This window comes from Streptomyces sp. NPDC005576 (assembly GCF_042871745.1).
Classification (GTDB): Bacteria; Actinomycetota; Actinomycetes; order Streptomycetales; family Streptomycetaceae; genus Streptomyces.
This window is the reverse complement of the sequence record NZ_JBIAJC010000002.1, coordinates 119,211-143,038: the sequence shown is the minus strand read 5'-3', so window position 1 is coordinate 143,038 and position 23,828 is coordinate 119,211. Positions and strand designations below refer to the sequence as shown.

The following is a 23,828-nucleotide window of genomic DNA, read 5'->3' as shown; positions in this document are numbered from 1 at the left end:
TCGACCCCCTTGCCACCACTTACAACGACGTAAGGTGCACGCCGCATGTCTACGCCCGTTCTGACCGGACCAGAGGTACTGGCCGCGGCGACCGAGCCCTGGACCGGGCACGACACCCGGCTCATCGTCATGGTCGCCCTCGCCATCGGCGTGATCGTCTCGCTGATCGCGATTCTCGACTTCCACCCGTTCGTCGCCCTCATCGGCGGCTCCATCGTGCTCGGCATCGGTTCGGGCACCGAACTCGCCAAGGTCGTCGACTCGTTCAGCGCCGGCATGGGGTCCACGCTCGGTTCCACCGGCGCCCTGATCGCGCTCGGTGCGATTCTCGGCAAACTTCTCGCCGACTCCGGAGGCGTCGACCGCATCGTCGACACCATCGGCTCACGCTCGGGACCTCGCCTACTGCCGTGGTCGATGGCGCTGATCGCCGCGGTCATCGGCCTGCCGATGTTCTTCGAGGTGGGCCTCGTCCTGCTGGTGCCGATCATCGTGGTGATGGCCAAGCGGACGAACACGCCGCTGGTCCTGCTCGCCGTGCCCGCCCTCGCGGGCCTGGGAACGATGCACGCGTTCGTGCCGCCGCACCCCGGACCGCTGGTCGCCGTCAGCGCGCTCAAGGCGGATGTCGGCACCACCCTCGGTCTGGGACTGCTCGCGGCGATACCCACCGTGATCCTCGCGGGGCCCCTGTACGGGAGGTTCATCTCCCGTCATGTGCGCAGCGAGGCCCCGGCCGCGCTCATCGCCTCCCTCGTCAAGGAGGCGGACCGCACGCGGGAGCCGGGTGAGGGCCGCCGGGTGCCGAGCTTCGCCGTCGCCATCGGCGCGGTCGCCCTGCCGGTGGTGCTGATGCTCGCCAAGTCGGTCGCCGACATCGCCTTCCCCGGGGACGCCTGGTACAACCGCGTGCTGGACTTCCTCGGCACCCCGCTCATCGCGATGTTCCTCGCGGTGCTCGTCGCCATGGTCGTCTTCGGGTTCCGGCTCGGCCGCGACCGCGCCGAGGTGCGGGCGACCGTGAGCGCGGGGCTGCCCGCGGTGGCCGGCATCCTGCTGATCGTCGGCGCGGGCGGCGGCTTCAAGCAGCTCATCGTGGACACCGGGGTGGCCGACGCCATCGGCAAGTTCGCGGCGGAGGCACACCTGCCGCTGCTCGTCCTCGGCTGGCTGCTCGCCGTGCTGATCCGGCTCGCCACCGGCTCGGCGACCGTCGCCACCACCGCGGCCGCCGGAATCATGGCTCCGCTGGCGGCGGGGGTCCCCCCGGTGGAAGCCTCCCTGATCGCACTCGCCGTGGGCGCCGGGTCCCTCTTCTTCTCGCACGTCAACGACGCCGGTTTCTGGCTGGCGAAGGAGTACTTCGGGATGAGCGTCTCGCAGAACATCAAGACCTGGTCGGCCCTGTCGACGATCGTCGCGGTGATGGGGCTGGTCATGTCCCTGCTCCTGTACGCCGTCTTCGTCTGATCCGCCCGCCCCCGTGCGGAAGCCGCCCCGGACCGGTCCCGGCCCTCGTGTGCGGGACCACCGGAACCGGCACGTCGGCCCTGCCCCCTCGGGCCGTTGAGAGAACCTGTCCATGCGGCCCTCACGACCGCATCCCGCAAGGAAGAAGCACCCCATGTCGCTCACCACCCCCGCCTCCACCCCCACCACCGCCGTCCTCGGCCTCGGCGCCATGGGCCTGCCCATGGCCACCCGTCTCGCCGGCGCCTTCCCGGTGCGGGCCTTCGACGTCTTCGAGGAGCGCCGTACCCTCGCCGAGCAGGCAGGGGCGACGCCCGCCGCCACTCCGGCCGAGGCCGCGCGGGGCGCCGACGTGGTCGTCATCGCGGTCCGCGACCAGGAGCAGTTGGAGTCGTGCCTGTTCGGCGGCGGGATCGTCGAGCACGGTGCCGCCGAGACGCTGCGCGAGGGCGCGGTCGTCGTGGTCACCTCGACCGTCGGCGTGGACGGTGTCCGGACCGTCGCGGCGCGTCTCGCCGAGCAGGGTGTGCGGTTGGTCGACGCCCCGGTCAGCGGCGGGGCCGTACGGGCGGGCACGGGCGACCTGCTGATCATGGTGGGAGCGGACGAGGCGGTGCTGGCCGACGCCGAGCCGGTCCTCGCCCGGCTGGGTTCGACGCTGCACATCGTCGGGCCGCGCGTGGGCGACGGCCAGATCATGAAGACCGTCAACCAGCTGCTGTGCGGCATCCACACCGCCGCCGCGGCCGAGTCCCTCGCGCTCGCCCGTGCGCTCGGCATCGACCTCGACCGCGCGGTCGACGTCCTGGGCCAGGGCGCCGCCGCCTCGTTCATGCTGGCCGACCGAGGTCCGCGCATGGTCCAGCAGTACCAGGTGCAGGAGGACGGTACCGGCGGTCCCGAGCTGCGTTCCCGGCTCGACATCATCCGCAAGGACATGAACATCGTGGTCTCCCTGGCCAAGAAGGCCGGCGTCGCCACCTCCGTGGCCGCCGCCGCCGACCAGCTCTACCAGCTCGCGATCAGCCAGGGCCTGGCCGCCGAGGACGACTCGGCGCTCGTCACCCTGCTCTCCCCGCGCACCGCGCACTGAACGCGGGCCCGTGGGGGGTGGGCCGGCCGTTCGGACTAGGCTGAAATCCGGTCGGCAGGGTGCCCGGCAGATCACAGGGAGAGAGTCAACGATGGGACCAGTCGGCAGGCAGGTACGTCCGACGGGGCTCGGCAGGACCGTGCTCATGGACGAGGCGTACGACGCGCTGCTCTCCCTCATCCTCGACGAGGGCCTGGAGCCGGGCACGCCCCTGCGCATCGACACCATCGCCAAGGACTGGGGGGTCTCGCCGACGCCGCTGCGCGAAGCGCTCGCCAAGCTGGAGAACACCGGTCTGGTCGTCCGCGTCCCGCACCGGGGTTACACGGTCGCCCCGCTCCTGGACGACGGAGGGTTCCGTGAGCTGATGGGCGCCCGGTTGCTCATCGAGCCGTACAACGCCCGCCAGGCGTGCGAGCGCGACGCGGCGGGCACGGCGCGCGCGCTGGCCGAGAGCCACCGGCTGATGGAGACCGCGGCCGTCCAGCGCGAGGCGGACGATTTCCGGGCGTACCTGCAGGCCGACTCCGCCTTCCACGCGACGATCGCGCGGGCCGCGGGCAACCGGTTCCTTGCCGCGGCCATCGATCCGCTGGGGGCGCACGTCCAGCGCTTCCGCCGGTTCACCGGCGGTCGCGTCACGGACACCCGGGAGGCGCTGGCCGAACACGCCGCGGTACTGGGCGCGTTCGAGGCGGCCGACGCGGACGCCTGCGAGGCGGCGATGCGCGCGCATCTGGAGGGTGTGGCACACCGGTCGTTCGGCCACTGACCCGGCGGCCCGTCCGGCCACCACGGGCGGCGACCGGCCCGCCGCCCGTGGTGCGCGAGGTGCGCCGACCCGGGCGGTGTCCAGCCCGGCATACCGGCGGGTGCCGGAGTGGGCTCACTCCGCTCCCGCCCCGGTCTCGCAGTAGAGGTCGCGGAAGGCGGCGGCGAAGGAGGCGACCGTGCGCCAGTACGCGTACGCCGCGAGGTCCGGGGTGTCCGCGTCGGGCCGCACCGCGATGTCGAGGTGGCGGTAGGCGGCGCGGAACAGCAGCCGGACCGCACCCCGGTCCGGCTCGTCGTGGCCGTATTCGTCCGCGCTCATCAGCTTGCGGAGGTGGGCGACGAGGTCGTCCGTACCGGCGTTGACGACGCAGCGCGGCGGCACCCCCGCCCGGTCGGCCCGCGCGTGCTCGATGGCGTCGGCGATCGCGCCCACGTCGATGCCCGGATCCTTCGGTCGGACGTCCGGTGCGGTGCTGCTGTTCATCGGTCCTCCTGGCGTCCGGCACGTCGTCCCGCCCGCCGGCCGCCGGTGGACGGGGCGGGCCGGAACCCGCTCCTGGACGGTCTGCGGTACGAGCTGCGGTACGGAGAATCGAACCGCATCCGGCCCTCGCGCGGGGGGACCGACGCCCGGTCGGGCTGATCAAAGTGGTCAAAGATCGACAGGCCTCGCCCAGGACCGGTCTCGGACCACCCCAACACGGGTGACGTGCGGAAATTCGCCCCGTGAGGGCCCACAACCGTGGCTACTTTGGCCCCGTCCACGCACGCCGGAAGGCCCTCGTCGTCTCCCGGTGGTGCTCGGCATGCGCGGCGCCACGGAGCACCGGTGTGCGACTTCGGGCCTTCAGGGGATGCGATGACACGTGAACGGAACGAGCAGCTCGCCCGCCTCCTGGGAGAGGCCGGCTGGTCGCGCGCCCAGGCGGCGAGCGCCTTCAACCGGGCGGCGGCGGAGAGCCGCCGCACCGACGGTCCGTGCGGCCCGTGCGGTCCGCTGATCGGGCGCTCGCACGTGAGCATGTGGGTGGCCGGCACCCGGCCGTCCGGCTCGGCACCCGCCGTGCTCGCGCTGGCGCTGTCCCGGCGGCTGAAGCGCCTCGTCACCGTCTCGGAGCTCGGGTTCGGTCCCCCGGGCGGCCCGGGCGGCCCGGCGCCGCTGGAGTCGCCCGCCGACGCCCTGGCCGTCCTGGCGGACCTCGGGCGGGCCGATCTCCATCCGGACCGCCGGAACCTGCTGGCCGGGATCGTGTACTCCACTGCGGTCCTGGCGGTCCCCACCGGCGACCGGCCGCCGCCCCAGGCCGGCGGCCTTCTCCCGCACGCGGCCGAACGGCCGTCCAACCATCTGCGGGTGGTCCAGGGCGACGTGGCCACCGTCCGCGAACTCACCCTCGCCTTCTCGGCGGTGGACCAGCGGCGCGGCGGCGGACACGGCCGCACCGCCCTGGTGCAGTACCTCCACACGGACGTACGCGACTTGCTGCACGGGCGGTACGCCCACGAACGGGTGCGCCGGGACATGGAGTCGGCCGCCGCCGAACTCTCCTACCTCTCCGGGTGGATGGCCTTCGACAGCGGCGAGAACGCCCTCGCGCAACGCTACTTCGTACTCGCGCTCCAGCTCGCCGGACAGGCGCAGGACCATCCACTCGGCGGGCACATCTTGCGTGCGATGGCCCACCAGGCCCTGGATCTGGGCCACTTCGACACCGCGCTCACCCTCGCCGAGGCCTCCGTGCAGGACCGGCGCTACCTCGACGCGACCCCTCGCGAGCGCGCCCTGCTCGGCGTGGTGCACGCGCGGGCGCTGGCAGCCGCGGGCCGGACCCGGAGCGCCGTGAAGGCGTTGCTGCGCGCGGAGAACGATCTCGCCGCCGCCGAGGAGGGGGTGGTCGAGCCGCACCGCACCTTCTTCTTCGGTGAGGCCTCCCTCGCCCACGAGACCGCGCGCACCCTGGAGGCGCTCGGTGACCGCAAGGGCGCGATCCGCGAGTTCGGCCGTTCGGTACGGACCCGGGGTGCGGCCTTCCGCCGCACCCACGCGGTGACCCTGGGGCATCTGGGGGCTGCGCAGATGGCGGACGGGCGGGTGGAGGATGCCTGCGCCACGTGGGGCGGGCTGCTGGACTCGATGGAGGAGGGTATCCAGTCGGGACGGGCGGAGCAGGCGGTTCTCCAGGTGCGGCGCCTGCTGTCGCCGCTGCGCCATCGCCGGATCGCGTCGGTGACGGCGGTGGCCGAGCGCGCCAACAGGCATCTGGCGCGGCTACATTGACGCGGGGCGGCTCCCGGAGCCGCCCCGCGCGCTGCGGGAACGCGGCGGACGGACTGCGGACTGGGTGGGGGTACGGACAATGGCGGACGCACTGGGCATCGAGCCGGTCGGGACCGTGGTCGGGGGACGCCAGGAGGTGTCCGACGACCACTGGGGCGGCGTCGAGGCGGTGATCCGGCTGCGGCCGGACTTCCCGCCGGAGGTCGTACGCGGGTTGGAGGAGTTCTCCCACCTCGTGGTCGTCTGGCACTTCGACCGGGCCGATCCCGGGGATGTGGCCCTGCACGCGAGAAGCCCCCGCGACAACCCGGCCTGGCCGCCCACCGGCACCTTCGCCCACCGCAACCACCGCCGCCCCAACCAACTCGCCACCAGCTTCCCCCGGTTGCTTGCGGTGGACGGCCTCGACCTGCGGGTGACCGACCTGGACGCCGTGGACGGCACGCCGGTCTACGACCTCGCCCCCTACTTCACCGCGATGGGCCCCCGGGGCCCGGTCCGGGAGCCCGCCTGGCCGGGCGAGATGCTCGCGGAGTACTGGGCCGGGAGCGGGGCCTGAGGGTCACGTCGGACCAGGTCGGGGCCGCCGCGACGGCCAGGGCGGCGGAGGGGGCGGCGCCCCGCGCGAGAGGGATGAGCCGGTGCGGTAGCCGGTGCGGTACGACGGAACCAGTGACGCGAGGCCACGGTGAACCTTCCGCTGCACGGTGGGACGGCGGGGAGCAGCGCCGCGTGCGCGGGCGCTCCTTCCCGCCGCCAGGAGTCGTCCCAGTGCCGCCGGAAAGGCGGAGTTCGGGTCCGCTTCGGCATCGGCTCCAGCGCCGGCAGAAGTATGGGGAACGGGGATGCGAACGGTCGGCTCCGGAGCGAGGCCCACCGGCCGGACACGATACGGCGCTGGTCCTCCGCTCGCGACGGGGAGGTGGTGGGGACGGTGATCGCCAGGCGGCCGTCACCGTCCGGCCCCGGAGTGCCGTGGGCGTTCATTCGGGTGGCCAGGTGCTCGGTCACCCGCGCGGTGAGTGGGGCATCCACAACCGCCGTGCCCTCCGGAGGCAGAAGCGCCTCCTCCTCCCGTGGCGGGCTGCCGCCGAGGTAGCGGGCCGTATCGCGGTTGGCCACCCAGCAGGCCACCGAGACCGTGGCCAGTCCCGGCCGGGTCCGGCGTACCCGGACGTCGGCGTACAGGGTGAAGTCGTCGCCGCCGAACGATACGGTCCCGGTGTGTTCCCCTCCGCGGGGAAACCGGTCCAACAGCTCCCGCACGGCTGGTTCCACCACGGCACGCGCCATGGGCTCCGCGTACACCATGAATCCTCCAGGTCAGTAGGTCACGGACGGCGGTGCCCCAGGGCCGTGGGCACCGATGGGCCGAACCCGGCGCCGCGGCCCTGCACGCGACGGGCCCCCGGAACAACCGGCCCCACCGCCCAGGGACACCTGGGGAGGAGGGACCGCACCGGGGGCGCAGCCGCCGCGACAAGGCTGCGGGACAGCCCTTAGGACCCGAATACCGCCTTGTTGTAGGCGAGGATTTTCCGCACCTCGTCCATCTTCTTCGAAGGTTCGATCGAGTTCATGTGCTCCGCCTTGCCGGCCGGATCCTGCACCTTGAGAAGGAACTCGGCCATCTCCTCCTTCTTGACCACCTCACGGAACTCCCCCTCGGTCAGCGGGACCAGTTTCTCCACCCCACTGTCCTTCCGCTCGATCCCGACGATGTCGTAGGGCGCTCCCTGTCGTGCGATCCAGCCACTCTCGGCACCGGGCGCGCCCTTCGCCAGGAACTTCCTCTTGATCTTGATGGTGAGCACGATGCCGAAGGAGGCTTCCGTGGCGAACCCGGTGGCGATCCTCGTCTTCGTCGAGAACTCGATGAGCTTGGCGACCTCGTCGTTGCGCTCCTGGTTCACGTATCCCCGGACATGCTCGGGATCGGGCTTCGTGGCATCTTCGTCGGGTTTCGCCGTCATCTTCGGAAGGCTGATGAAGGAGCCGCGGATGACCTCCTTCTCCATGGCCTTCCGCTGCGTGGGCGTGATGCCGCGCTGGAGGATCACTTCTTGTTCGCTGTCCTCGGGCAACGACGCGATGTGGTCCTCGGCGCTGAGATCCAGCGGACCGTCCTGGAGGGCGATCCGCCGCCCCTCCTCCGACGACTGCCCTTCCTCCGGCATCCGCTGCACGGGCCCGGCGGTGGTGTTCGACCCTGTCTGCGACGCGACGAGGGACGGGGCGGTCCGGTGGCCGGCGGCATAGGCGCTACCGTCCCGCTCGGCGGCCCGTTCGGAGTCCTGGCGCGGGTTGGTGACGGTGACTCCGCCACCGTTGTTGTGACCCGTCTCGCGCACGCCCTTGAGGTTCTTGTCGACGTGGCTGAGTTCGTGGCCGATCAGCTCGTCGCTGGCCGTGGCCCCGGACGAGAGGAATATGTGGTTGCCGACCGTCATGGCCGCTGCCCCCATGGCCTCGGTGGCACGCTGGGCCACCACCCCGTGGTGGACGCGCGTGGAGGCAAGGGCGTCGTTCTGGTAGAACGCCCCGGCCTTCGCCACGATGGAGGAGGACAGCGCCTCGCTCGGCGAGCTCATGGCGGCGGCCAACAGCGCGCTCTGCGTCTCCGGCCCGTGGGCGTGTGCGTGCTCGTCCTCGGTCCGCTCCACGGCGACACCGGCCGCGGCCCGCTGCACCGCGGGCCGGGCGGTCTGCTGGTGCCCGCAGTCGGCCGAGTGCTGATGCTGCTCCTGGGTCCAGGAGTGGCCGGCCTCACGGAGCATCTGCACCACCGCCGCATTGCCCGCACTGGCCTGCAATGCCGCCAAGCCCGAGGCAGGCCCCGACGTTCTCCCCGGAGCGGCGGGCCGGCGGGATGACGGGCGCGACCGCTGATCGGCCTTCTGCGCCGGGTCTTCGTGGGATTGCCTGGAAGTCACACGCTCACCTTTCGAGAGCCGGATCAACTGCACCACTTCGCAGCCTGGTTGCGGCCACGGCAGAGAATCCGGCAGGGGCAGATCACGGTTGTGGTCACCAGGGTACGAGGCGGAGGATCGCGCCTCTCCTCCTGGCCGGGTCGCGCTCCGGAATGTGGTGAACTCCGCCATGCTTCCCCCACGTTCGCCTGCGCGCGAGCGGAGCGGGCTCTCCCCACCAGGAGGCTCCGGAGAGTTGCGAGGGGCGCACGGAAGGGAGGAGCCCGCCACGCAGCGCGCGACAGGGCTCCCCGGCGCATGATCCGGTCAGGCTCGCACCGGTGGGTCAGACCGCACCGAAGTCGCCCGCCTTCACGCCCGCCACGAACGAGGTGAAGGAGTCGGCGGAGAAGCCCAGGACCGGGCCACCGGAGACCTTGGAGTCACGGACGGGTACGACGTGGTGCGTCACGGCAAGGTGGGCGGCGACCTCGACACACTGGCCACCGTTGTCGCTGTACGAGGACGTGAACCAACGGGGGGACTCGGACGTCATGGGCTGCCCTTTCGTCGGTGCTCGGTCACCACCGCGCACGCCACGCGCGGCAAGACTCGCCCCGCGTGACGAGGGTAGGCCGCCCACATTGGTGCCACCGAGGCGAAAACGCGCCTACCTGACCTCCGGAAACGAGGAAGCCCCACCGCGCGGCGCACGGTGGAGCCTTCTTCTGCCTGCTGCGGTCGGCCCGGCGCCGACCGGTCAGAGGGCGCCGAGCTCGCCGGACTTGACACCCGCCACGAACGAGGTGAAGGAGTCGGCGGAGAAACCCAGGACCGGGCCACCGGAGACCTTGGAGTCACGGACGGGTACGAGGTGGTGCGTCACGGCAAGGTTGGCGGCGACCTCGACACAGTTGCCACCGTTGTTGCTGTACGAGGACGTGAACCAACGGGGGGACTCGGACGTCATGGGCTGCCCTTTCGTGCCTGTTCAATCATGGCCACCGATGCTGATTGAGAGAGCGCTTCGGCCTGTAGCTGATGGTAGGCCACCAACTGCGGGAGCACGGAAGTCGTTTCACGCTCCAGGTGCCCCCGCATCTGCGACTCCGCGTACGCCATCACCGAGAGGTCCGACAGCGTGAGCAGATTCATCGGAAGGTCGAACGGACGTCGCTCCCCCATGTCGTAGGGAGCGACGTGGAGCACGGTGTTCGGCGAACTCGACGAGGTGCGCCAACTGAGCGTCCATCACCTCGGCCCCTCCGACCTGTCTGCGGATGCAGCTCTCGTCCATCACCACCATCGTCATGGGTGGCCGGGGCCGGACCAGCGCCGCCTGCCGTTCCGCCAGGAACGCCACCCGCTCGTCCGCCTGCTCCGGCGAGACGACACCCCTGCGCACCGCGCTGTCCGCCAGCACCCGTGCGTACTCGGGCGTCTGCAACAGGCCAGGAATGATCCCCACCTCGAACAGCCGGATCTCCACCGCCCGCCCCTCGTAGGCGACGTACTCGGGGAACCCCTCCAGTAGTACGCCGTGCCGGATCTCCCGCCACTCGTTCTCGAACGACTCGGCCGACTCCGCCGTACCGAATACGGCATCGATCTCACGCGAAAAGCGGAGGGTCGGCGGTTTCCGGGCAGTTTCGATCGCCGAAACATGCTGGCTGGAATATGACAGATGGAATGCCAGTCCCTCCTGGCTCCACCCGCGCTCCTCCCGCATCCGTCTGATACGCGCTCCATATGCCGCGCGCGGGCTTGCTTCCGGGTTCAACTCCAGGCGATTGACCACGTCGAGGTCTCCTCTTCCTTCCGTTCTCGCTAGTTGAAGGGGAGTTGACTCTAGGACACCCTGGGGACTCCCCGTAGTGGGTCCACTACAGAGAGGAGCGAAAGATGTCCGGAGAGAACGCCAGTCCGAATGCCATGGGCGGCCCCCCGACTCCCGCCCTCGGCGCAGTCCTGGTCGACACGGGCCGTCAGGACCGTGTCGGCGAGTTCCGAGGGATCTCCGGTCCCTACTGGGCCATACGCCCTCTCTCCGGCGGGCTCGAATGGGAGGCCGCACCCGAGCAGGTACGCCCGGCGAACCCCATGGAGCGGCTACGGGCCGAGAACGCCCGGTGCAACGCCCGGAGTCGGGGTGACGTGCTCTGAGCGCGCCTCGCCTACAGGGCCACCGAGGGCTGGGCCGGCCGCCGGCCGCGTCGCGGACTGTCCCCGGCGTTTCCACCGACCCCCCCGCATCGAAGCCGCTCACCGCTCACCGCTCACCGCTCACCGAGAGAGGCCACCTCATGAACACGTACGCGTCCAACCCCGTCGGGGACGGGCAGAGCGGCCCACGACGCCTCGGCGGCCTACGGGAGCGCCTCCGGGACCGGCTCGACGCCGACAGATCCTCGCCGTTGCCCGGAGCGCGGGCCCGCACCACCCCGGGCGGGGTGATCCGCCTCTCCAGGGGTGGCCGGCACACCCCCGCCGGCCATCGATGAGCGCCCCGGGGCCGGGCAGGACGGCGTACGGCCCGCTCAAGGACCGCTGCCCCTCCACGGCCCCGCTGCCGCCCCCGGCGCAGGTCGTAGGAGCGGCGGCGACCACCCCGGTGGAGCCCGGGAGGCAGCTCCGCTGCGAACTGGCGGAAGGGCACTGCGACGAACACGCCCAGTTGCTGTGGGACGACGACCGGCTGGGCGGTGGGCTCTGGGTGCGCTGGACCGAGAGCCGCATGTACCGGGTGATGCTCTTCTGGTGCACCCACTCCACCGCACCGGACGGCGAACCGGGGGGCGGCTCGGACGGCGAACCGGGCGATGTCTGCGGTCTCTTCGACGGCCATCAGTCCGTGCACTCGTGGCGGATCATCGACACCGCCGAGGACGACGGCCCTCAAGACCCTCCGCTGCCGCCGCAGCGCGGGGGTCCGACTCCCGGGGGGCAGGGGGCTGGGGCGAATCGGCCCGAATGACATTCGTTTCTACGACATACGAGGCATCGTTCACTCATGGAGCAGACGAAGGGGTCAGCCCTGTGGCACGGACTGTCACCGATCTCGACGAGGACATGATCGCCGAGGCCATGCGCATCGTCGGCACGAGGACGAAGGCGAAGGCGAAGGCGAAGATCGTGGAGACCACCGGCCCACGTGACGCGGACGGTTCGCTCATCCGCGACCGCGACAGGGACAGAGGCCACGCTTCCTCATGCTGCTGTCAAATGCCCACCGACGCGAACGCCTTCGGCCGCGCTCTTGAGGTGCAGCGGCGCGCCCTCGACGAGGGCTTCCACCGCGCGCTGTCCCTCCCGGCCCTACTGGTCGCCGCCACGGCGGAGCAGCACCGGCGGACGGTCCTCCACTGGGACGGCGACTTCGACATGATCGCCTCCCTCACCGGCCAGGCCACCGAATGGGTCGTGCCGCCCGGCACCGCCGACCGGTGACCGCGTCGGCCCGACCGATTACCGGTGGAGGGGGGAGCAGGGCCTACAGCCAGCCCTTGTCCGACGCGATCCGTACCGCGTCCGCCCGGTTGCGGGCGGCGGTCTTCTGGATGGCGGTCGACAGGTAGTTGCGGACCGTGCCGTGCGAGAGGTGGAGGACCGCGGCGATCTCGGCGTTGGTGGAGCCGTCCGCCGCGCAGCGCAGCACGTCCCGTTCGCGTTCGGTCAGCGGGTCCGCGCCCCCCGCGAGTGCGGCGGCGGCGAGGGCGGGGTCGATGACGCGTTCTCCGGCGATCACCCTCCGTACCGCTGACGCCAGTTGGGCGGCGGGTGCGTCCTTCACCAGGAAGGCGTCGGCGCCGGCCTCCATCGCGCGGCGGAGGTAGCCGGGGCGGCCGAAGGTCGTGACCACCACGATCTTCACGGAGGGAAGTGCGCGCCGCAGCACTCCGGCGGCCTCGATACCGGTCATGCCCGGCATCTCGATGTCCAGGAGGGCCACGTCGACCGTGTGCGTGCGGGCGGCGTCGAGGACCTCGTCACCGCGCGCCACTTGGGCTACCACCTCGATGTCGGGTTCAAGGCCGAGCAGCGCGGCGAGGGCCTCCCGCACCATGGACTGGTCCTCGGCGAGGAGGAGCCGGATCGTACGCACGCTCATTCCGGCGATCCTAGACCGTGGGCCGCCCCGGCCCCTTCGGGCGGGGCGGCGTCCAGCGGCACGCTGAGCGTGAGCCGGAACCCCCGGCCGGTGTCGGCGGGCCGGGCGGTGAGGGTGCCGTCCACGGCGGCGAGGCGCTCGCCGAGGCCGGTGAGGCCGTTGCCGGGGGTGAGGCCCGCCCCGCCCCGGCCGTCGTCGGCGACGGCGAGTTCGAGGACCCGGCCGGTGAGGGTCTGCCGGGGGGCGAGGCCGATGGTGCAGGACGTGGCCCCGCTGTGCCGCACGACGTTGGTGACGGCTTCCCGCAGCCCCCAGGCGAGGGCCTCCTCACGCGCGGCGGAGAGGCCGTGCGCGGCGGGGACACCGGCCGGGGCATCGGCCGGGGCTGCTGCGGCGACAGCGGTGGTGGCATCGGCGGTGGCACCGGCCAGTAAGACGGCCGGGACGTCGGCGGTGATTCCCGCCGCTGCCAACGCCGTACGGGCTCCGGCCAGTTCGCCGGGAAGGGTGAGCCGGCGGTAGCCGGTGACGGCGTCGCGTACGTCCGACAGGGCCTGGCGGCTGACCTGTTCGATGTCGGCGACCTGGAGGGCCGCCTGTTCGGGGTGGCCGGGGAGCATCCGTCCGGCCAGCTCGCTCTTGAGGGTGATCAGCGAGAGCGAGTGGCCGAGCAGGTCGTGCAGATCGCGGGCGAGGCGCAGCCGCTCCTCGTTGGCGGCGAGTTGGGCGACCGTTGCGCGGGCCTCCCGCAACTCGACCGTTGTACGGATCAGTTGGCGTACGCCGGTCATGGCGAAGCCGCTGAGCAGTGCGGGCAGGAGCAGGTCGGGGATCATGTCCCCCGCGCCCTCGCCGCCGATGGCGAGGCCGAGCCCCGCCATCAGGGCGGTCACCGCGGGAATCAGCCGGCAGGCGGCCCGCAGGGGCAGTGCGGCGCCGACGGAGACGCTGACGTAGACGAAGAGCACCAGCCACGGGAGGCCGAGCGTCAGGCTGAGGACGACGGCGAACACGGTCAGGAAGGCGATCGTCGACCTGGCCTGCCCGGGGTCCGGGGACCGCGAGGTGTGGCGGAAGACGAGCAGGAGGTAGGCGGCGACGAACCCGGCCAGGCCGAGGGAGCCGAGCACCGTCGCCCACGGCGTGTGGTGGCCGCCGGCGAGGTCCGCCACCGGGGCGCTCATGAACACCAGCCAGACGCCGATCCAGAGCGCCTTCATCCGGATCTGCCGGGGGCTCGCCGGCCTGCGCCCGATCCCGACCCACGTGTCGTCGTTCACGCCTTCAGGGTGTCCTTCCGGTACAGCCAGGCCGCGGCGCCCGCGAAGACCACGAAGTAGGCGCAGAGCAGGAGGACGTCCCCGGCGTGCGGGGCGCCGCCGGTCTCCACCGCCTGGCCGAGGGCGGCGTAGGCGTGGGTGGGCAGCCAGCGGGCGATGTCCTGGAGCCAGCCGGGGAAGGTGGCGGCGGGCATCCACAGTCCGCCGAGGATCGACAGCCCGAAGTAGATGATCATCGTGATCGGGCGGACCGCGTCACCGCTCGCCAGGTAGCCGATGGCCACCCCGAGTGCGGCGAAGACGAGCGATCCGGCCCAGATGACTCCGGTCAGCGCGAACCACTGCCAGGTCTCCAGCCGTACGCCCTTGACCGCTGCGGCCACGACGAACACGACGACGATGCAGGGCAGGGTGACGATCGCGGCGCTGGCGATCTTCCCCAGGACGTAGCTGTGACCGGGCAGCGCCGTCAGGCGGAGCTGGCGCACCCAGCCCTTCTCCCGCTCCTTGGCGATGCGTTCGCTGTTGCCCATGAGGACGGCGGTCAGCGCGCCGAAGGAGCTCATGGCGACCATGAAGAACGCCTGCAGGGTCAGCTGGGTGCCGGGGACCTTGTCGGTGGTGTTCTGCGTGCTGGAGACCGCCAGGTAGATCACCGACGGGTAGAGGACCGAGAAGAACATGAACTTCTTGTTCCGCAGGGTGCGGGTCACTTCGAGCCTGATCAGCGCCCCGGAGAAGAGGTTCGCCCGGCTCTTCGTGCCCGACGCCCCCTTCCCGCCCGGCGCGTCGACGGCACCGGCGGTACGGGACGGAGTCGTCGTGCTCGTGGCGTTCGGGGTGTTGGTGGCGTTCGTGGCGTTCGTCATGCGGTTCTGGCCTCCTCGGCCTCGGTGATGGCGACGAAGGCCTGCTCCAGGCCGAGTCCGGTGACTTCGAGTGCGCGCGGGTAGAGGCCGAGGCCGTAGATCGCGTGGACGGTGGCGTCGGCGTTCTTTGACTGGATGCGGACCCGGTCGCCGCTGGTGTCGAGCGTGGAGAGGAACGGCAGGGCGCGGAGCGCGGTCTCGTCGATCGTGCCCTCCAGTTCGAACGAGATCCTGCGGACGCCCGCCCTGGCCTTGATGTCGGCGGCGGTGCCGTCGGCCAGCAGCCGGCCCTTGTGGAGGACGAGGACGCGGTCGGCGATGGCGTCGGCCTCTTCGAGGTAGTGGGTGGCGAACAGGACGGTACGGCCCTGGTCGGCCTGCTCCCGCATGGTGGCCCAGAACGCCTGCCGGGCGGTGACGTCCATGCCGGTGGTCGGCTCGTCGAGCACGATCAGGTCGTTGGCCCCCGCCGTGGCGAGCGCGAACCGGACCCGCTGCTCCTGCCCGCCGGAGAGCTTGTTGACCATGCGGCCGGCGATCGACGCGATGCCCGCACGGGCGAGCACCTCGGCGACGGGGTACGCACGGGGGTGCAGGCTGCACGCGAGCCGGACGATCTCCTCGACGGTGACGTCCTCCATCAGCCCGCCGCTCTGCAGCATCGCGCCGACCCGCCCGGCGGCGATGGCCGCCTGCGGGGTGGTGCCGAAGACCCGGACCGTGCCGCTGTCCGCCGTACGCAGTCCGAGCAGCAGGTCGAGCGTGGAGGACTTCCCCGCGCCGTTGGGGCCGAGCAGCGCCACGGTCTCGCCGGGGTGCAGTTCGAGGTGGAGTCCGTCGACCGCGCGCACGTCGCCGTACGCCTTACTGACGTGGTCGAAGCTGACCACGGCCGTGGCTGCGGCGGTCGCTCCGGTGGCTGTCGTTGTCATGGGTACAGCGTCCCCGAAAGGCAGTGCGCGCGGCAGGGACGGCGGGCTGCTGTCGGGGATGACAGATGTCATGCCGGGCGGGTGACGGGCCGCGTGGCGGGTGACCCGGCCGCCGGGCGACCGAGGGCCGGGCTCCCCCGCGTGGACGCCTCTCCCCGTACGGCACCTCCCGCACGGCGCACCGCCCCGCCCGGGAAGCAAGGAAGTCCGGGCGGGGCGGTGTGCGGTACGGCTCGGGACGGTCAGCCCTGGCCGGTGAGGTCGATCGAGACGGTGCGTTCGGCGGTGGTCTTGCCGAGCAGCGCCTGCTGCATGGCCTTGGCCACGTCGTCGGGCCCGACCTGGTGCTGCTTGCCGTCGCCCTTGGTCGCCATGACGCCGTCGAAGACGCCGTCGCAGAGGGTCTCGATGGCCTTCTTGTCGTAGAAGGGCACGAGCTTGCCGTCGATCGCCTTCATCGACAGGATCTGCGGCAGGGACCGCGCCGGACCGAACTGGATCGTCTTGCCGCCGGCCTCGATGGTGACCAGGTCGGACATGGCGGGCTCCGCGAACTCCTTCATCGCCCGGTCGAGTTCGGCCTGGGTGATGGTGGGCTGCCGGGTGACGACCGGCAGTTCCACGACGGCGGAGGTGCCCGTCTGGACCTGGGCGCGGTAGGCGTCCCGTACGGCGACGATCGACTGGTTGACGTCGATCCCCTTGCCCGCCTTGCCCGGCACCGGCTCGGCCTTGTTCGGCTCGAACTCGATGGTGCCGTCGGTCGCGGTACCGGAGACGCCGGACAGGGCGTTGAGCGCCGCGCCGAGCTTCTCCTCGTCGACCGGGATCACCGGGTCGGCCGGGCGTGCCCCCCCGAAGAGGGAACCGATCACGGAGACGGGGTTGTAGTCGCTGCCCGCCGCGCCGCGCACGGTCTCCTCGCTGTCCAGCCCCAGGCCGGCCTTCTCCGGGGAGAGTTCGGTCTGCTTGCCGTCGACCGACAGCTTCAAGGGCGCCTGGGCCCGCTTGCCGAACTCGGCGTCGAGCTTGCTCACCGCCTGGGTCTTCGTGCCGCCGCCGATGTCCAGGCCGAGGACCGTGGTGCCCTTGGGGACCTCGGAGTGGTTCATCAGGAGGCCCGCGCCGTAGGCGATGCCCAGCAGGACGACGACCCCGACGCCGAGCAGGACCGTCTTGGACCGGCCCTTGCGGGCGGGTGAGGCGGCCTGGGGTGCGGGACGCGGCGGGGTGGGACCCGAGGGCCCCTGCGGTACGGGACTCGCCCCGTCCGGCCCCTCGGAGCGCGGCGGGAACGGCCGTGCGCCGCCGGGTACGACGGGGATGCCGCCGGTGAGGGTGTCACCGGAGACGTGACCGCCGCCCGGGACGGGTGCGGCGACCTGGGGCGTCAGGATCGCGGTGTCGTCGGAGAGCCGGGGCGCGGAGCCCGGCGCGCCCTGCGGACCGGGGCCCGGGGGCGTGCTCCGGCCGGCCGGCACCGTGAGGCCGGGGCGGCCCTGGCCGATGGGGCTGCCGGGACCGGGGTTCGCGGCGCCCGGGTTGCCCGGGGCGGTCGGGAAACTGGCGGTGCCGGCCGTCGGACCGGTCGTGGAACCGGCCGGGCCGGGAGTGCGCACCCCGAGGTTCGGCGTGGGCCGGCCGGAGTCGGCGAGCTCCGCGTCGATGCTGTCCAGGGCGCTCCGGCCGGCCGGAGGACCGGCGGGGAAACCGCCCTGCGGGCCGTCGGGGAAGTACGGCGACTCGGCGCGCGGGCCGGTCGGCGTGTCCGAGCCTGCCGGTGACCCCGCCGGGCCCGGCGCGCTCGCCCCGGAAGGACCACCGGCAGGACCGGCGGAACCACCCGGAGGGGCGGTGCCGGCCGGGGCGTCCAGCACGGAGTTGGCGGCCGGGGACTTGCGCGGGGCGAACCAGTCGCTGGTGGGCTTCTCCCTGGCGGGCGGCTCGGCCGGCGACCCCTCGGAGTCACCGCCGTCGCGCGCCTCGGCGGCCGGCTCGCCCGACGGCTGCCCCGGGGCGGGGGTGCCCGCACCGGGAAGCGGCATGACGCCCGTGCGCTCGGGGTCGGGTCCGGAGGCGGTGTCGCCCTCCGCCATGGGCGTACGCATCACGACGGGAGGGATCGGCCGCGACCCCGGGATGTTGATCCGGATGCGCGTCGTCAGGGTCGTCTCGGTCCGGGGCTCGTCGGGCCGTGACGGCCGGGGGGATTCCGGGGTGGGCTCGGGTGCGGGTTCCGCGCCGTCCTGCGTCGGGTGCAACGACGGGTACTGGCGTGATCCGTACGGCGGCGTGCCCGAGGGGTAGGCGGCACCACCGCGCCCCTGGGGCCCGGAGGACGAACTGTCAGTTTCACGACTCAAAGCAGGTTCTCCCGATTGGCTCCGCCGCCCGTACTTCCCCCATGCCGCAGGCCAGGGGACGGCTCGGCGCGCGCACCACCATACTGGCCGCCGCGCACGGGCGTTTCACGCCCGGTGGAAACCTCCACCGGCACCTCACACCCGTGGACGTCCACGAGCTGCCGCTCAAGGCATGTCACCGGCCTGAACGTTCCTGGTCGTTGGCCGAAACAGGCCCCCCACCGAAGGTGGCACAGATCACAGCGACCACCATCCCTCCGAGGACGAAGAGGGCCAGGACGACCTCGTCGCCGCCTCCGAAGAAGAAGTCGCCCTCGGGGCGTCCGTTCAGCACCACGATCGCGGCGATCAGCCATCCCGCGGCGGGCGCGAAGGCGCCGAGCTGCGTACGGGTGAGGACGCGACCACCGTAGAAGACGCCCGCCGCGCCGGCCAGCGCCAGCAGCAGGCCGCCCGGGAACCAGGCCGCCTGGACCAGCGAACCGGCCACCGAGACCAGCGCTCCGAGGAGCGCGAGGCCGAGGTAGGCGGCGATCCGGCGGGGGTTGGGCGGAGCCGCCATCCCGGTGGGCTCGGGCGACCGGGGCGGGGCGTTGGTGCGCGGGGCGCGGGCCTCGGCGCGGGCCCGGTCGGACCGGTTCTTCTTCCCGCTCATGACCGCGCTCCCGTCCCGGCGTCCGCCTCGGGCAGGCCGGCGAAGAGATCACGCTCGCGCGCCCAGCCACCTCCGTGGACGCCGTGGACCAGTTGGTAGTACTCGGTGGTGAAGAGGGGCTGGCCCTTGTCGTTGGAGAGCGCGAACCAGGGGCCGTGGACCGCGACCTGGGTGGCGTGGGCCCGCATGGCCGCCGCCTTCGCCTCCGCGTACGCCGAGCCGTCGATCTCCGTGGTGATCGCGGACTCCTCGGTCACCCCGGGCACGTCGTCGACCGCGGCGATCTCCGCGAACACCGCGGGCGCCTCGGCCCGGAGCCGGGCGAACGCCTCTTCGGCGACCGGGCGGGGCATCCGGTTCCAGTAGATCTTCGCGACGGCGTGCGGCGCGTCCGGGGCGCCGGAACCGGTGGTGTACCCGGGGTCGGCGGCGAGTTCGGCCGCGCGGGTCGCCACCCGGTGCGCCTGGACGTGGTCGGGGTGGCCGTATCCGCCGTCGGGGTCGTACGTCACCAGGACCTGCGGGCGGACCTCGCGGACGATGTCCACCAGCGGGGCCGCCGCGTCGTCCACGGCGGCGTCCCAGAAGGCGCCGGGCCGGTGGTTCTGCTCGGTGCCCATCATCCCGGAGTCGCGGTACCTGCCCGGGCCGCCCAGGAAGCGGTGGTCGGTGACCCCCAGCTCCTTCATGGCGGCGGCGAGTTCACCCACGCGGTACGGGCCGAGCGCGTCGTCCCGGTCGGCCGCGAGGTGCGCCAGCGACGGCGGGATGACCTCGCCCTCCTCGCCCAGGGTGCAGGTCACCAGCGTGACGTGGGCGCCCTCGGAGACGTACTTGGCCATGGTGGCGCCGTTGTTGATCGACTCGTCGTCGGGGTGCGCGTGCACCAGGAGCAGACGGCGGGCGGGAAGGTCCTTCATGGGGACCACCCTACGAGCCCCGCTCCCCCTCCGGGCGTCGGCGTCCTCGGTTCACACGTCCGGGAAGCCGGCGGCACCGCTCCCGGGGCGCGCGAAGGGCCCCCACGCGGCGGTGGGGGCCCTCGTACGCACGCCGGGCGCCCGGAACCCCGGCAGGGGCCTCGCGGGCCGTCAGAACTTGATGCTGCCGATCATGCCCGCGACGTTCGACGTGAGGTCCGAGATCGTCGGGGCGATGGAAGAACTCGCCAGGTAGAACCCGAGCAGCATGCAGATCGCCGCGTGTCCGCCCTTGAGTCCGGATTTCCGGATCAGCAGGAAGACGACGATCGCCAGCAGCACTACCGCCGAAATCGAGAGTGCCACGGCGGTTCACCTCCATCAGTACGGTCGCGACGGGACATCGGGACGGGTCGAACTCATCGGGCCTGAACGGACAGCAGTCGGGCAGCAGTAGAGAGCCCAGCAGGTTCCTACCCACCGAGCGCTACGGATCATAACTATCCGTGCCACGACATTGTCCGGGTCACAGCAGCACGAGGGGCGCACGAACGCCTGCCCCGTGGAGAGAACAACCAGCGCCGCGACCGGAACGCCTGCCCCGTGGAGAGACCAGCCGGTGCCGCGGCCGGCGATGTCCGCCCCCGAGGAGCGGTGTGCGGTGCGTGCGACCGCAGGGCGGCCGGGAGTCCTCGTCACGGAGCTACCAGGGCTTTTGGCCAACGCCGCGCGCGTGCGTGCTGAACACCGCGACGGGGCAGGGCCTAACGGGAGAGGCGCTAGGTTTCGGCCCATGACCTCGCAGAAGCTGTCCTTCCCCCGCCGGCACGCCAGGACCCAGCGATTCACCCGGGGCGCCCCCCGGGCCTTCACCGTCTCACCTGACGGGACGCGGGTGATCTTCCTGCGCTCCGCCTCCGGCACGGATTCGGTCAACCGGCTCTGGGTGCTGGACCCTTCGACCGGCCAGGAACGCATCGCCGCCGACCCGGAAGCCCTGTTGGGGGGCGCGGCGGAGAAGCTGTCGCCGCGGGAGCGGGCACGGCGCGAACGCGTCCGGGAGGGCGGCGCGGGCATCGTCGGGTACGCGGTGGACGCCGAGGCGGAGCTGGCCGCCTTCGCGCTCTCCGGCAAGGTGTACGTGGCCGAATTGCGCGCCGGTACGGCACGGGCGCTGCCGGTCCCCGGACCGGTCATCGACCCTCGCCCCTCCCCCGACGGCCGGCACGTCGCCTACGCCGCGCGGGGCGCGCTGCGGGTGGTCGGCGCGGACGGGACCGACGACCGGGCGGTGGCCGAACCGGAGGAGGAACACCTCACCTACGGGCTCGCGGAGTTCGTCGCGGAGGAGGAGATGGGCCGGCACCGGGGCTTCTGGTGGTCGCCGGATTCGGACCGGCTGCTGGTGGCCCGGGTGGACGACAGCCCGGTCCAGCGCTGGTGGATCGCCGATCCGGCGCACCCGGAGCGCAAGCCGGCCGAGGTCGCCTACCCGGCGGCGGGCACCCCCAACGCCGAAATCCGGCTCTTTCTCGTGGACCTGTCGGGCGGGCGCACCGAGGTGGCGTGGGACCGGGCGCGCTACCCGTACCTGGCCCGGGTGCACTGGTCGTCGGCGGGCGCTCCGCTGATGCTGGTGCAGGCGCGCGACCAGCGTGGCCAGCGGTATCTGGCGGTGGACCCGGAGACCGGGGCGACCCGGACCGTGCACGTGGACGAGGACCCGGCGTGGCTCGATCTTTTCCATGGGGTGCCCGCGTGGACACCGGACGGGCGGCTCGTGCGGATCTCGGACGAGGGCGGGGCGCGGGTCCTGCACGTGGGCGACCGGGCGCTGACGGGGGCGCAGTTGCACCTTCAGGAGGTGCTGGACGTCGGGGAGTCGGACGTCCTGGTGCGGGCGGTGGCGGGCGAGGAGGCCGCCGCGCCGGAGCTGGGCGAGTGCCATGTGTACCGGGTGAGCGAACGGGGCGTCGAACGGATGTCGGAAGGGGTCGGCGTCCACACGGCGGTCCGTTCCGGCGCCCTCACGGTGCTGCTCTCCACCTCACTCGACCGGCCGGGGACGGCCGTACGGGTGCTGCGGGACGGTAAGCAGGTCGCGGAGGTGGCGAGCCACGCCCAGGAACCCGGCCTGAGCCCCCGCCTCACCCTCACCGAGGGGGGCGCACGGCGCATTCCGTGCGCCGTGCTGCTGCCCACCGACTATCAGGAGCCGGACGGTCCGCTTCCAGTACTGATGGACCCGTACGGCGGCCCGCACGGCCGCCGGGTGGTCGCCGCGCACAACGCGCACCTCACCTCCCAGTGGTTCGCCGACCAGGGCTTCGCGGTCGTCGTCGCGGACGGCCGGGGCGCCCCCGGCCGCTCCCCCGCCTGGGAGAAGGCCGTGCTCAACAACCTGGTCCTCACCCTCGACGACCAGATCGAGGCGCTCCACGCGCTCGCCGGACGCTTCCCGCTGGACCTGTCGAAGGTGGCGATCCGGGGCTGGTCCTACGGCGGCTACCTCGCGGGCCTCGCGGTGCTGCGGCGCCCGGACGTGTTCCACGCGGCGGTCGTGGGCGCCCCGGTCACCGACCAGCGCCTCTACGACACCCACTACATGGAGCGGTACCTCGGCGACCCCGCCGAGCAGCCCGAGGTGTACGCGCACAACTCGCTGGTGACCGACGAGGGCCTGTCCGAACCGGCGGACACCGTACGGCCGATGATGATCGTGCACGGCCTGGCCGACGACAACGTGGTGGTCGCGCACTCGCTGCGGCTCTCCTCCGCACTGCTGGCGGCGGGCCGCCCGCACGAGGTACTGCCGCTGAGCGGGGTGACGCACATGACCCCGCAGGAGGAGGTCGCGGAGAACCTGCTGCTGCTCCAGGTGGAGTTCCTCAAGCGGTCCCTGGGCCTGCCGTCGGCCGGAGCCCCCGCGGCGGGCTGACCGCCGGGCCGGCCGGATCCGCCGGCCGGGCGGGGTTCACCAGCCGGGCGGCGGTGACGAGGGCGGCGGCGGTCCGAAGCCGCCGCCCTGCGGGTGGCCGGACCCCGGCTCGGAGCCACCCGGCCGGGAGTACCCGGAAGCGGGATCCGGGGCGGCGGGGGCAGCCGGGGAGTACGGGGAGCCGGGAGGCGTCGGGTACCCGGAGTCCGGAGCGGCCGACGGGTACGGGTAGCCGTAGCCGGGCGCCCGGCCGGGCGCACCGGGCGGCGGGTAGCCGTACCCCGGGGCGCCCGGTCCCCAGCCCTGCCCGGGTCCGTCCTCGGCGGGCCGCCCCCGGCGGGCGGTCACCGCGAGCGCGGCGATTCCGGCGAGGGTGAGGAACACCTGTGACGCGAGGGTGAGCCGGCCTTCGGTGCCGAGGTCGGCGAACTCCCCGAAGAGTTCCAGCCGGACCGAGCGGGCGATGCCGAGACCGCCCGTGAGCAGCAGGAAGAGCGCGGCGATCATGCCGAACGGCCGGGAGTGGACGGCATGCGCGAGTGAGCTGAAGGCGGCGAACAGGGCGAGCAGCGCCACGGCCACCATGGACCAGCCCGCCGGTGCGTCGACGAGCGCGACACCGAACACCCGCCCGCCGACGTACCAGTCGGGGTATGCCTCGTCCGGGAAGACGGAGAACTGCCGTATCTCCCAGGCGATCAGCACCGCGCCCGAGGCGCTGAGGGTGAAGAAGGCGGTGACCGCGGTGCCCGTCGCGGGCCAGGTCGGCGCGGGGAGCCCCACGTCCTCGGCGGGCCGCCGCCCGGCCGCGGCGGTGACGATCATGGCGAGGGAGGCGGCCAGGGTGACGAATGTGCCGATCAGCGCGCGGGTGCGGAGTTCGTCGGGGTAGCGGCCGTCCATCCACGCGGCTCCGATGGTCCAGACGCCGGGCAGCCGGAGCAGCAGGGTGGTGACACCGGTGGCGACCAGCGCGGCGGCGGCGACCGGTGACCGGCGCACGGCGAGAACGGTGACCGCCTGGACGAGGAAGAGGGCGAGCGTGCCGCCGGTGGTGGCGGGCACTCCGCCCGGGAAACCCTCGGGCACCCCCGACCAGAGGTCCCAGAGCGGGCCCGGTCCGTCGAGGGCCCGCAGGTCCCGGACGATCCAGCCCGCGGTGATCAGTGCGAGGACGGCGCTGAGGGCCGTACCGGTGATGCGTGCGCCCCGTGTGAGTGTCACGCGAGCGATACT

Annotated in this window: 22 protein-coding genes and 1 pseudogene; 9 read left to right on the top strand and 14 right to left on the bottom strand. The window is 72.5% G+C overall.

Features of this window, described 5'->3' with window-relative positions:
• Window positions 1-45 precede the first annotated feature (45 nt).
• The 3 genes from ACFYPN_RS03925 (at window position 46) to ACFYPN_RS03915 (ending at window position 3,335) form a co-directional block, all read left to right on the top strand.
• Window positions 46-1,470 carry a gluconate:H+ symporter gene (locus ACFYPN_RS03925; protein ID WP_358762410.1) on the top strand — a complete coding sequence of 475 codons (1,425 nt, stop codon included), beginning with the start codon at window positions 46-48 and terminating at the stop codon, window positions 1,468-1,470.
• 154 nt (window positions 1,471-1,624) lie between these two features.
• Window positions 1,625-2,563, top strand: a complete 939-nt coding sequence (locus ACFYPN_RS03920) for an NAD(P)-dependent oxidoreductase (RefSeq protein ID WP_358762412.1) — start codon at window positions 1,625-1,627, stop codon at window positions 2,561-2,563.
• A 91-nt stretch (window positions 2,564-2,654) separates the two neighbouring features.
• Window positions 2,655-3,335, top strand: a complete 681-nt coding sequence (locus ACFYPN_RS03915) for a GntR family transcriptional regulator (protein WP_358762413.1) — start codon at window positions 2,655-2,657, stop codon at window positions 3,333-3,335.
• 114 nt (window positions 3,336-3,449) lie between these two features.
• Here the strand turns inward: ACFYPN_RS03915 and ACFYPN_RS03910 are convergent, their stop codons facing one another.
• Window positions 3,450-3,821: a hypothetical protein gene (locus tag ACFYPN_RS03910; protein WP_358762415.1), complete on the bottom strand. Its 372-nt coding sequence runs from the start codon at window positions 3,819-3,821 to the stop codon at window positions 3,450-3,452.
• Between the two features lie 375 nt (window positions 3,822-4,196).
• Here ACFYPN_RS03910 and ACFYPN_RS03905 point away from each other — a divergent pair, with 375 nt between their 5' ends.
• Both ACFYPN_RS03905 and ACFYPN_RS03900 read left to right on the top strand, forming a co-directional pair.
• Entirely contained in the window at window positions 4,197-5,615 is a 1,419-nt protein-coding gene (locus ACFYPN_RS03905; protein ID WP_389296621.1) for a Tat pathway signal protein, read from the top strand.
• Between the two features lie 79 nt (window positions 5,616-5,694).
• Window positions 5,695-6,174 carry an SAM-dependent methyltransferase gene (locus tag ACFYPN_RS03900; RefSeq protein WP_358762418.1) on the top strand — a complete coding sequence of 160 codons (480 nt, stop codon included), beginning with the start codon at window positions 5,695-5,697 and terminating at the stop codon, window positions 6,172-6,174.
• Window positions 6,175-7,114: 940 nt separating this feature from the next.
• Here the strand turns inward: ACFYPN_RS03900 and ACFYPN_RS03895 are convergent.
• The 4 genes and pseudogenes from ACFYPN_RS03895 to ACFYPN_RS03880 form a co-directional block, all read right to left on the bottom strand.
• A complete protein-coding gene (locus ACFYPN_RS03895; RefSeq protein ID WP_389296940.1) occupies window positions 7,115-8,392 on the bottom strand; it encodes a DUF4157 domain-containing protein in 1,278 nt (425 codons plus the stop codon).
• 481 nt (window positions 8,393-8,873) lie between these two features.
• Window positions 8,874-9,083, bottom strand: coding sequence for a DUF397 domain-containing protein (locus ACFYPN_RS03890; RefSeq protein WP_358762420.1), 210 nt, complete (start codon window positions 9,081-9,083; stop codon window positions 8,874-8,876).
• A gap of 204 nt (window positions 9,084-9,287) precedes the next feature.
• Complete coding sequence (locus tag ACFYPN_RS03885; RefSeq protein WP_358762422.1) at window positions 9,288-9,497, bottom strand: DUF397 domain-containing protein; 210 nt, start codon at window positions 9,495-9,497, stop codon at window positions 9,288-9,290.
• Window positions 9,494-10,325: pseudogene (locus tag ACFYPN_RS03880) on the bottom strand (Scr1 family TA system antitoxin-like transcriptional regulator). Before ACFYPN_RS03880 ends, ACFYPN_RS03885 begins: the two are co-directional and overlap by 4 nt.
• 104 nt (window positions 10,326-10,429) lie before the next feature.
• Here ACFYPN_RS03880 and ACFYPN_RS03875 point away from each other — a divergent pair.
• From ACFYPN_RS03875 to ACFYPN_RS03865, 3 genes are all read left to right on the top strand, one after another.
• Window positions 10,430-10,690, top strand: a complete 261-nt coding sequence (locus ACFYPN_RS03875; protein WP_358762424.1) for a hypothetical protein — start codon at window positions 10,430-10,432, stop codon at window positions 10,688-10,690.
• Between the two features lie 334 nt (window positions 10,691-11,024).
• Window positions 11,025-11,501, top strand: a complete 477-nt coding sequence (locus ACFYPN_RS03870; RefSeq protein ID WP_358762425.1) for a hypothetical protein — start codon at window positions 11,025-11,027, stop codon at window positions 11,499-11,501.
• Between the two features lie 62 nt (window positions 11,502-11,563).
• On the top strand, window positions 11,564-11,974 hold the full coding sequence (locus tag ACFYPN_RS03865) for a VapC toxin family PIN domain ribonuclease (RefSeq protein ID WP_358762427.1): 411 nt from the start codon (window positions 11,564-11,566) through the stop codon (window positions 11,972-11,974).
• A 43-nt stretch (window positions 11,975-12,017) separates the two neighbouring features.
• Here the strand turns inward: ACFYPN_RS03865 and ACFYPN_RS03860 are convergent, their stop codons facing one another.
• The 8 genes from ACFYPN_RS03860 to ACFYPN_RS03825 all read right to left on the bottom strand — a co-directional run bounded on the left by ACFYPN_RS03860 (window position 12,018) and on the right by ACFYPN_RS03825 (window position 20,020).
• Complete coding sequence (locus tag ACFYPN_RS03860; RefSeq protein WP_358762429.1) at window positions 12,018-12,635, bottom strand: response regulator transcription factor; 618 nt, start codon at window positions 12,633-12,635, stop codon at window positions 12,018-12,020.
• Complete coding sequence (locus ACFYPN_RS03855; protein ID WP_358762430.1) at window positions 12,632-13,915, bottom strand: histidine kinase; 1,284 nt, start codon at window positions 13,913-13,915, stop codon at window positions 12,632-12,634. Before ACFYPN_RS03855 ends, ACFYPN_RS03860 begins: the two co-directional genes overlap by 4 nt.
• A complete protein-coding gene (locus tag ACFYPN_RS03850) occupies window positions 13,912-14,598 on the bottom strand; it encodes an ABC transporter permease (protein WP_358762459.1) in 687 nt (228 codons plus the stop codon). The genes ACFYPN_RS03855 and ACFYPN_RS03850 overlap by 4 nt, the downstream gene beginning before the upstream one ends.
• A 182-nt stretch (window positions 14,599-14,780) precedes the next feature.
• Window positions 14,781-15,716 (bottom strand): ABC transporter ATP-binding protein, encoded by a 936-nt coding sequence (locus ACFYPN_RS03845; RefSeq protein WP_358762432.1) that lies wholly within the window; start codon window positions 15,714-15,716, stop codon window positions 14,781-14,783.
• A 242-nt stretch (window positions 15,717-15,958) separates the two neighbouring features.
• Window positions 15,959-18,079: a hypothetical protein gene (locus ACFYPN_RS03840; RefSeq protein ID WP_358762434.1), complete on the bottom strand. Its 2,121-nt coding sequence runs from the start codon at window positions 18,077-18,079 to the stop codon at window positions 15,959-15,961.
• A 175-nt stretch (window positions 18,080-18,254) separates the two neighbouring features.
• Window positions 18,255-18,734: a DUF6113 family protein gene (locus ACFYPN_RS03835; RefSeq protein WP_358762436.1), complete on the bottom strand. Its 480-nt coding sequence runs from the start codon at window positions 18,732-18,734 to the stop codon at window positions 18,255-18,257.
• Window positions 18,731-19,654 carry an N-acetyl-1-D-myo-inositol-2-amino-2-deoxy-alpha-D-glucopyranoside deacetylase gene (gene mshB, locus ACFYPN_RS03830; RefSeq protein WP_358762437.1) on the bottom strand — a complete coding sequence of 308 codons (924 nt, stop codon included), beginning with the start codon at window positions 19,652-19,654 and terminating at the stop codon, window positions 18,731-18,733. Before mshB ends, ACFYPN_RS03835 begins: the two co-directional genes overlap by 4 nt.
• A gap of 171 nt (window positions 19,655-19,825) precedes the next feature.
• Entirely contained in the window at window positions 19,826-20,020 is a 195-nt protein-coding gene (locus tag ACFYPN_RS03825; protein WP_358762439.1) for a hypothetical protein, read from the bottom strand.
• 427 nt (window positions 20,021-20,447) lie between these two features.
• Here ACFYPN_RS03825 and ACFYPN_RS03820 point away from each other — a divergent pair, with 427 nt between their 5' ends.
• Window positions 20,448-22,592: a prolyl oligopeptidase family serine peptidase gene (locus tag ACFYPN_RS03820; protein ID WP_358762441.1), complete on the top strand. Its 2,145-nt coding sequence runs from the start codon at window positions 20,448-20,450 to the stop codon at window positions 22,590-22,592.
• A 36-nt stretch (window positions 22,593-22,628) separates the two neighbouring features.
• Here the strand turns inward: ACFYPN_RS03820 and ACFYPN_RS03815 are convergent, their stop codons facing one another.
• Entirely contained in the window at window positions 22,629-23,816 is a 1,188-nt protein-coding gene (locus ACFYPN_RS03815) for a hypothetical protein (protein ID WP_358762443.1), read from the bottom strand.
• Window positions 23,817-23,828 lie beyond the last annotated feature (12 nt).

Coding starts and splice junctions, on each gene's coding strand:
- ACFYPN_RS03925 (WP_358762410.1), top strand. CDS start 46: ATGTCTACGCCCGTTCTGACCGGACCAGAGGTACTGGCCGCGGCGACC.
- ACFYPN_RS03920 (WP_358762412.1), top strand. CDS start 1,625: ATGTCGCTCACCACCCCCGCCTCCACCCCCACCACCGCCGTCCTCGGC.
- ACFYPN_RS03915 (WP_358762413.1), top strand. CDS start 2,655: ATGGGACCAGTCGGCAGGCAGGTACGTCCGACGGGGCTCGGCAGGACC.
- ACFYPN_RS03910 (WP_358762415.1), bottom strand. CDS start 3,821: ATGAACAGCAGCACCGCACCGGACGTCCGACCGAAGGATCCGGGCATC.
- ACFYPN_RS03905 (WP_389296621.1), top strand. CDS start 4,197: ATGACACGTGAACGGAACGAGCAGCTCGCCCGCCTCCTGGGAGAGGCC.
- ACFYPN_RS03900 (WP_358762418.1), top strand. CDS start 5,695: ATGGCGGACGCACTGGGCATCGAGCCGGTCGGGACCGTGGTCGGGGGA.
- ACFYPN_RS03895 (WP_389296940.1), bottom strand. CDS start 8,392: ATGCTCCGTGAGGCCGGCCACTCCTGGACCCAGGAGCAGCATCAGCAC.
- ACFYPN_RS03890 (WP_358762420.1), bottom strand. CDS start 9,083: ATGACGTCCGAGTCCCCCCGTTGGTTCACGTCCTCGTACAGCGACAAC.
- ACFYPN_RS03885 (WP_358762422.1), bottom strand. CDS start 9,497: ATGACGTCCGAGTCCCCCCGTTGGTTCACGTCCTCGTACAGCAACAAC.
- ACFYPN_RS03875 (WP_358762424.1), top strand. CDS start 10,430: ATGTCCGGAGAGAACGCCAGTCCGAATGCCATGGGCGGCCCCCCGACT.
- ACFYPN_RS03870 (WP_358762425.1), top strand. CDS start 11,025: ATGAGCGCCCCGGGGCCGGGCAGGACGGCGTACGGCCCGCTCAAGGAC.
- ACFYPN_RS03860 (WP_358762429.1), bottom strand. CDS start 12,635: ATGAGCGTGCGTACGATCCGGCTCCTCCTCGCCGAGGACCAGTCCATG.
- ACFYPN_RS03850 (WP_358762459.1), bottom strand. CDS start 14,598: ATGTTCTTCTCGGTCCTCTACCCGTCGGTGATCTACCTGGCGGTCTCC.
- ACFYPN_RS03845 (WP_358762432.1), bottom strand. CDS start 15,716: ATGACAACGACAGCCACCGGAGCGACCGCCGCAGCCACGGCCGTGGTC.
- ACFYPN_RS03835 (WP_358762436.1), bottom strand. CDS start 18,734: ATGAGCGGGAAGAAGAACCGGTCCGACCGGGCCCGCGCCGAGGCCCGC.
- mshB (WP_358762437.1), bottom strand. CDS start 19,654: ATGAAGGACCTTCCCGCCCGCCGTCTGCTCCTGGTGCACGCGCACCCC.
- ACFYPN_RS03820 (WP_358762441.1), top strand. CDS start 20,448: ATGACCTCGCAGAAGCTGTCCTTCCCCCGCCGGCACGCCAGGACCCAG.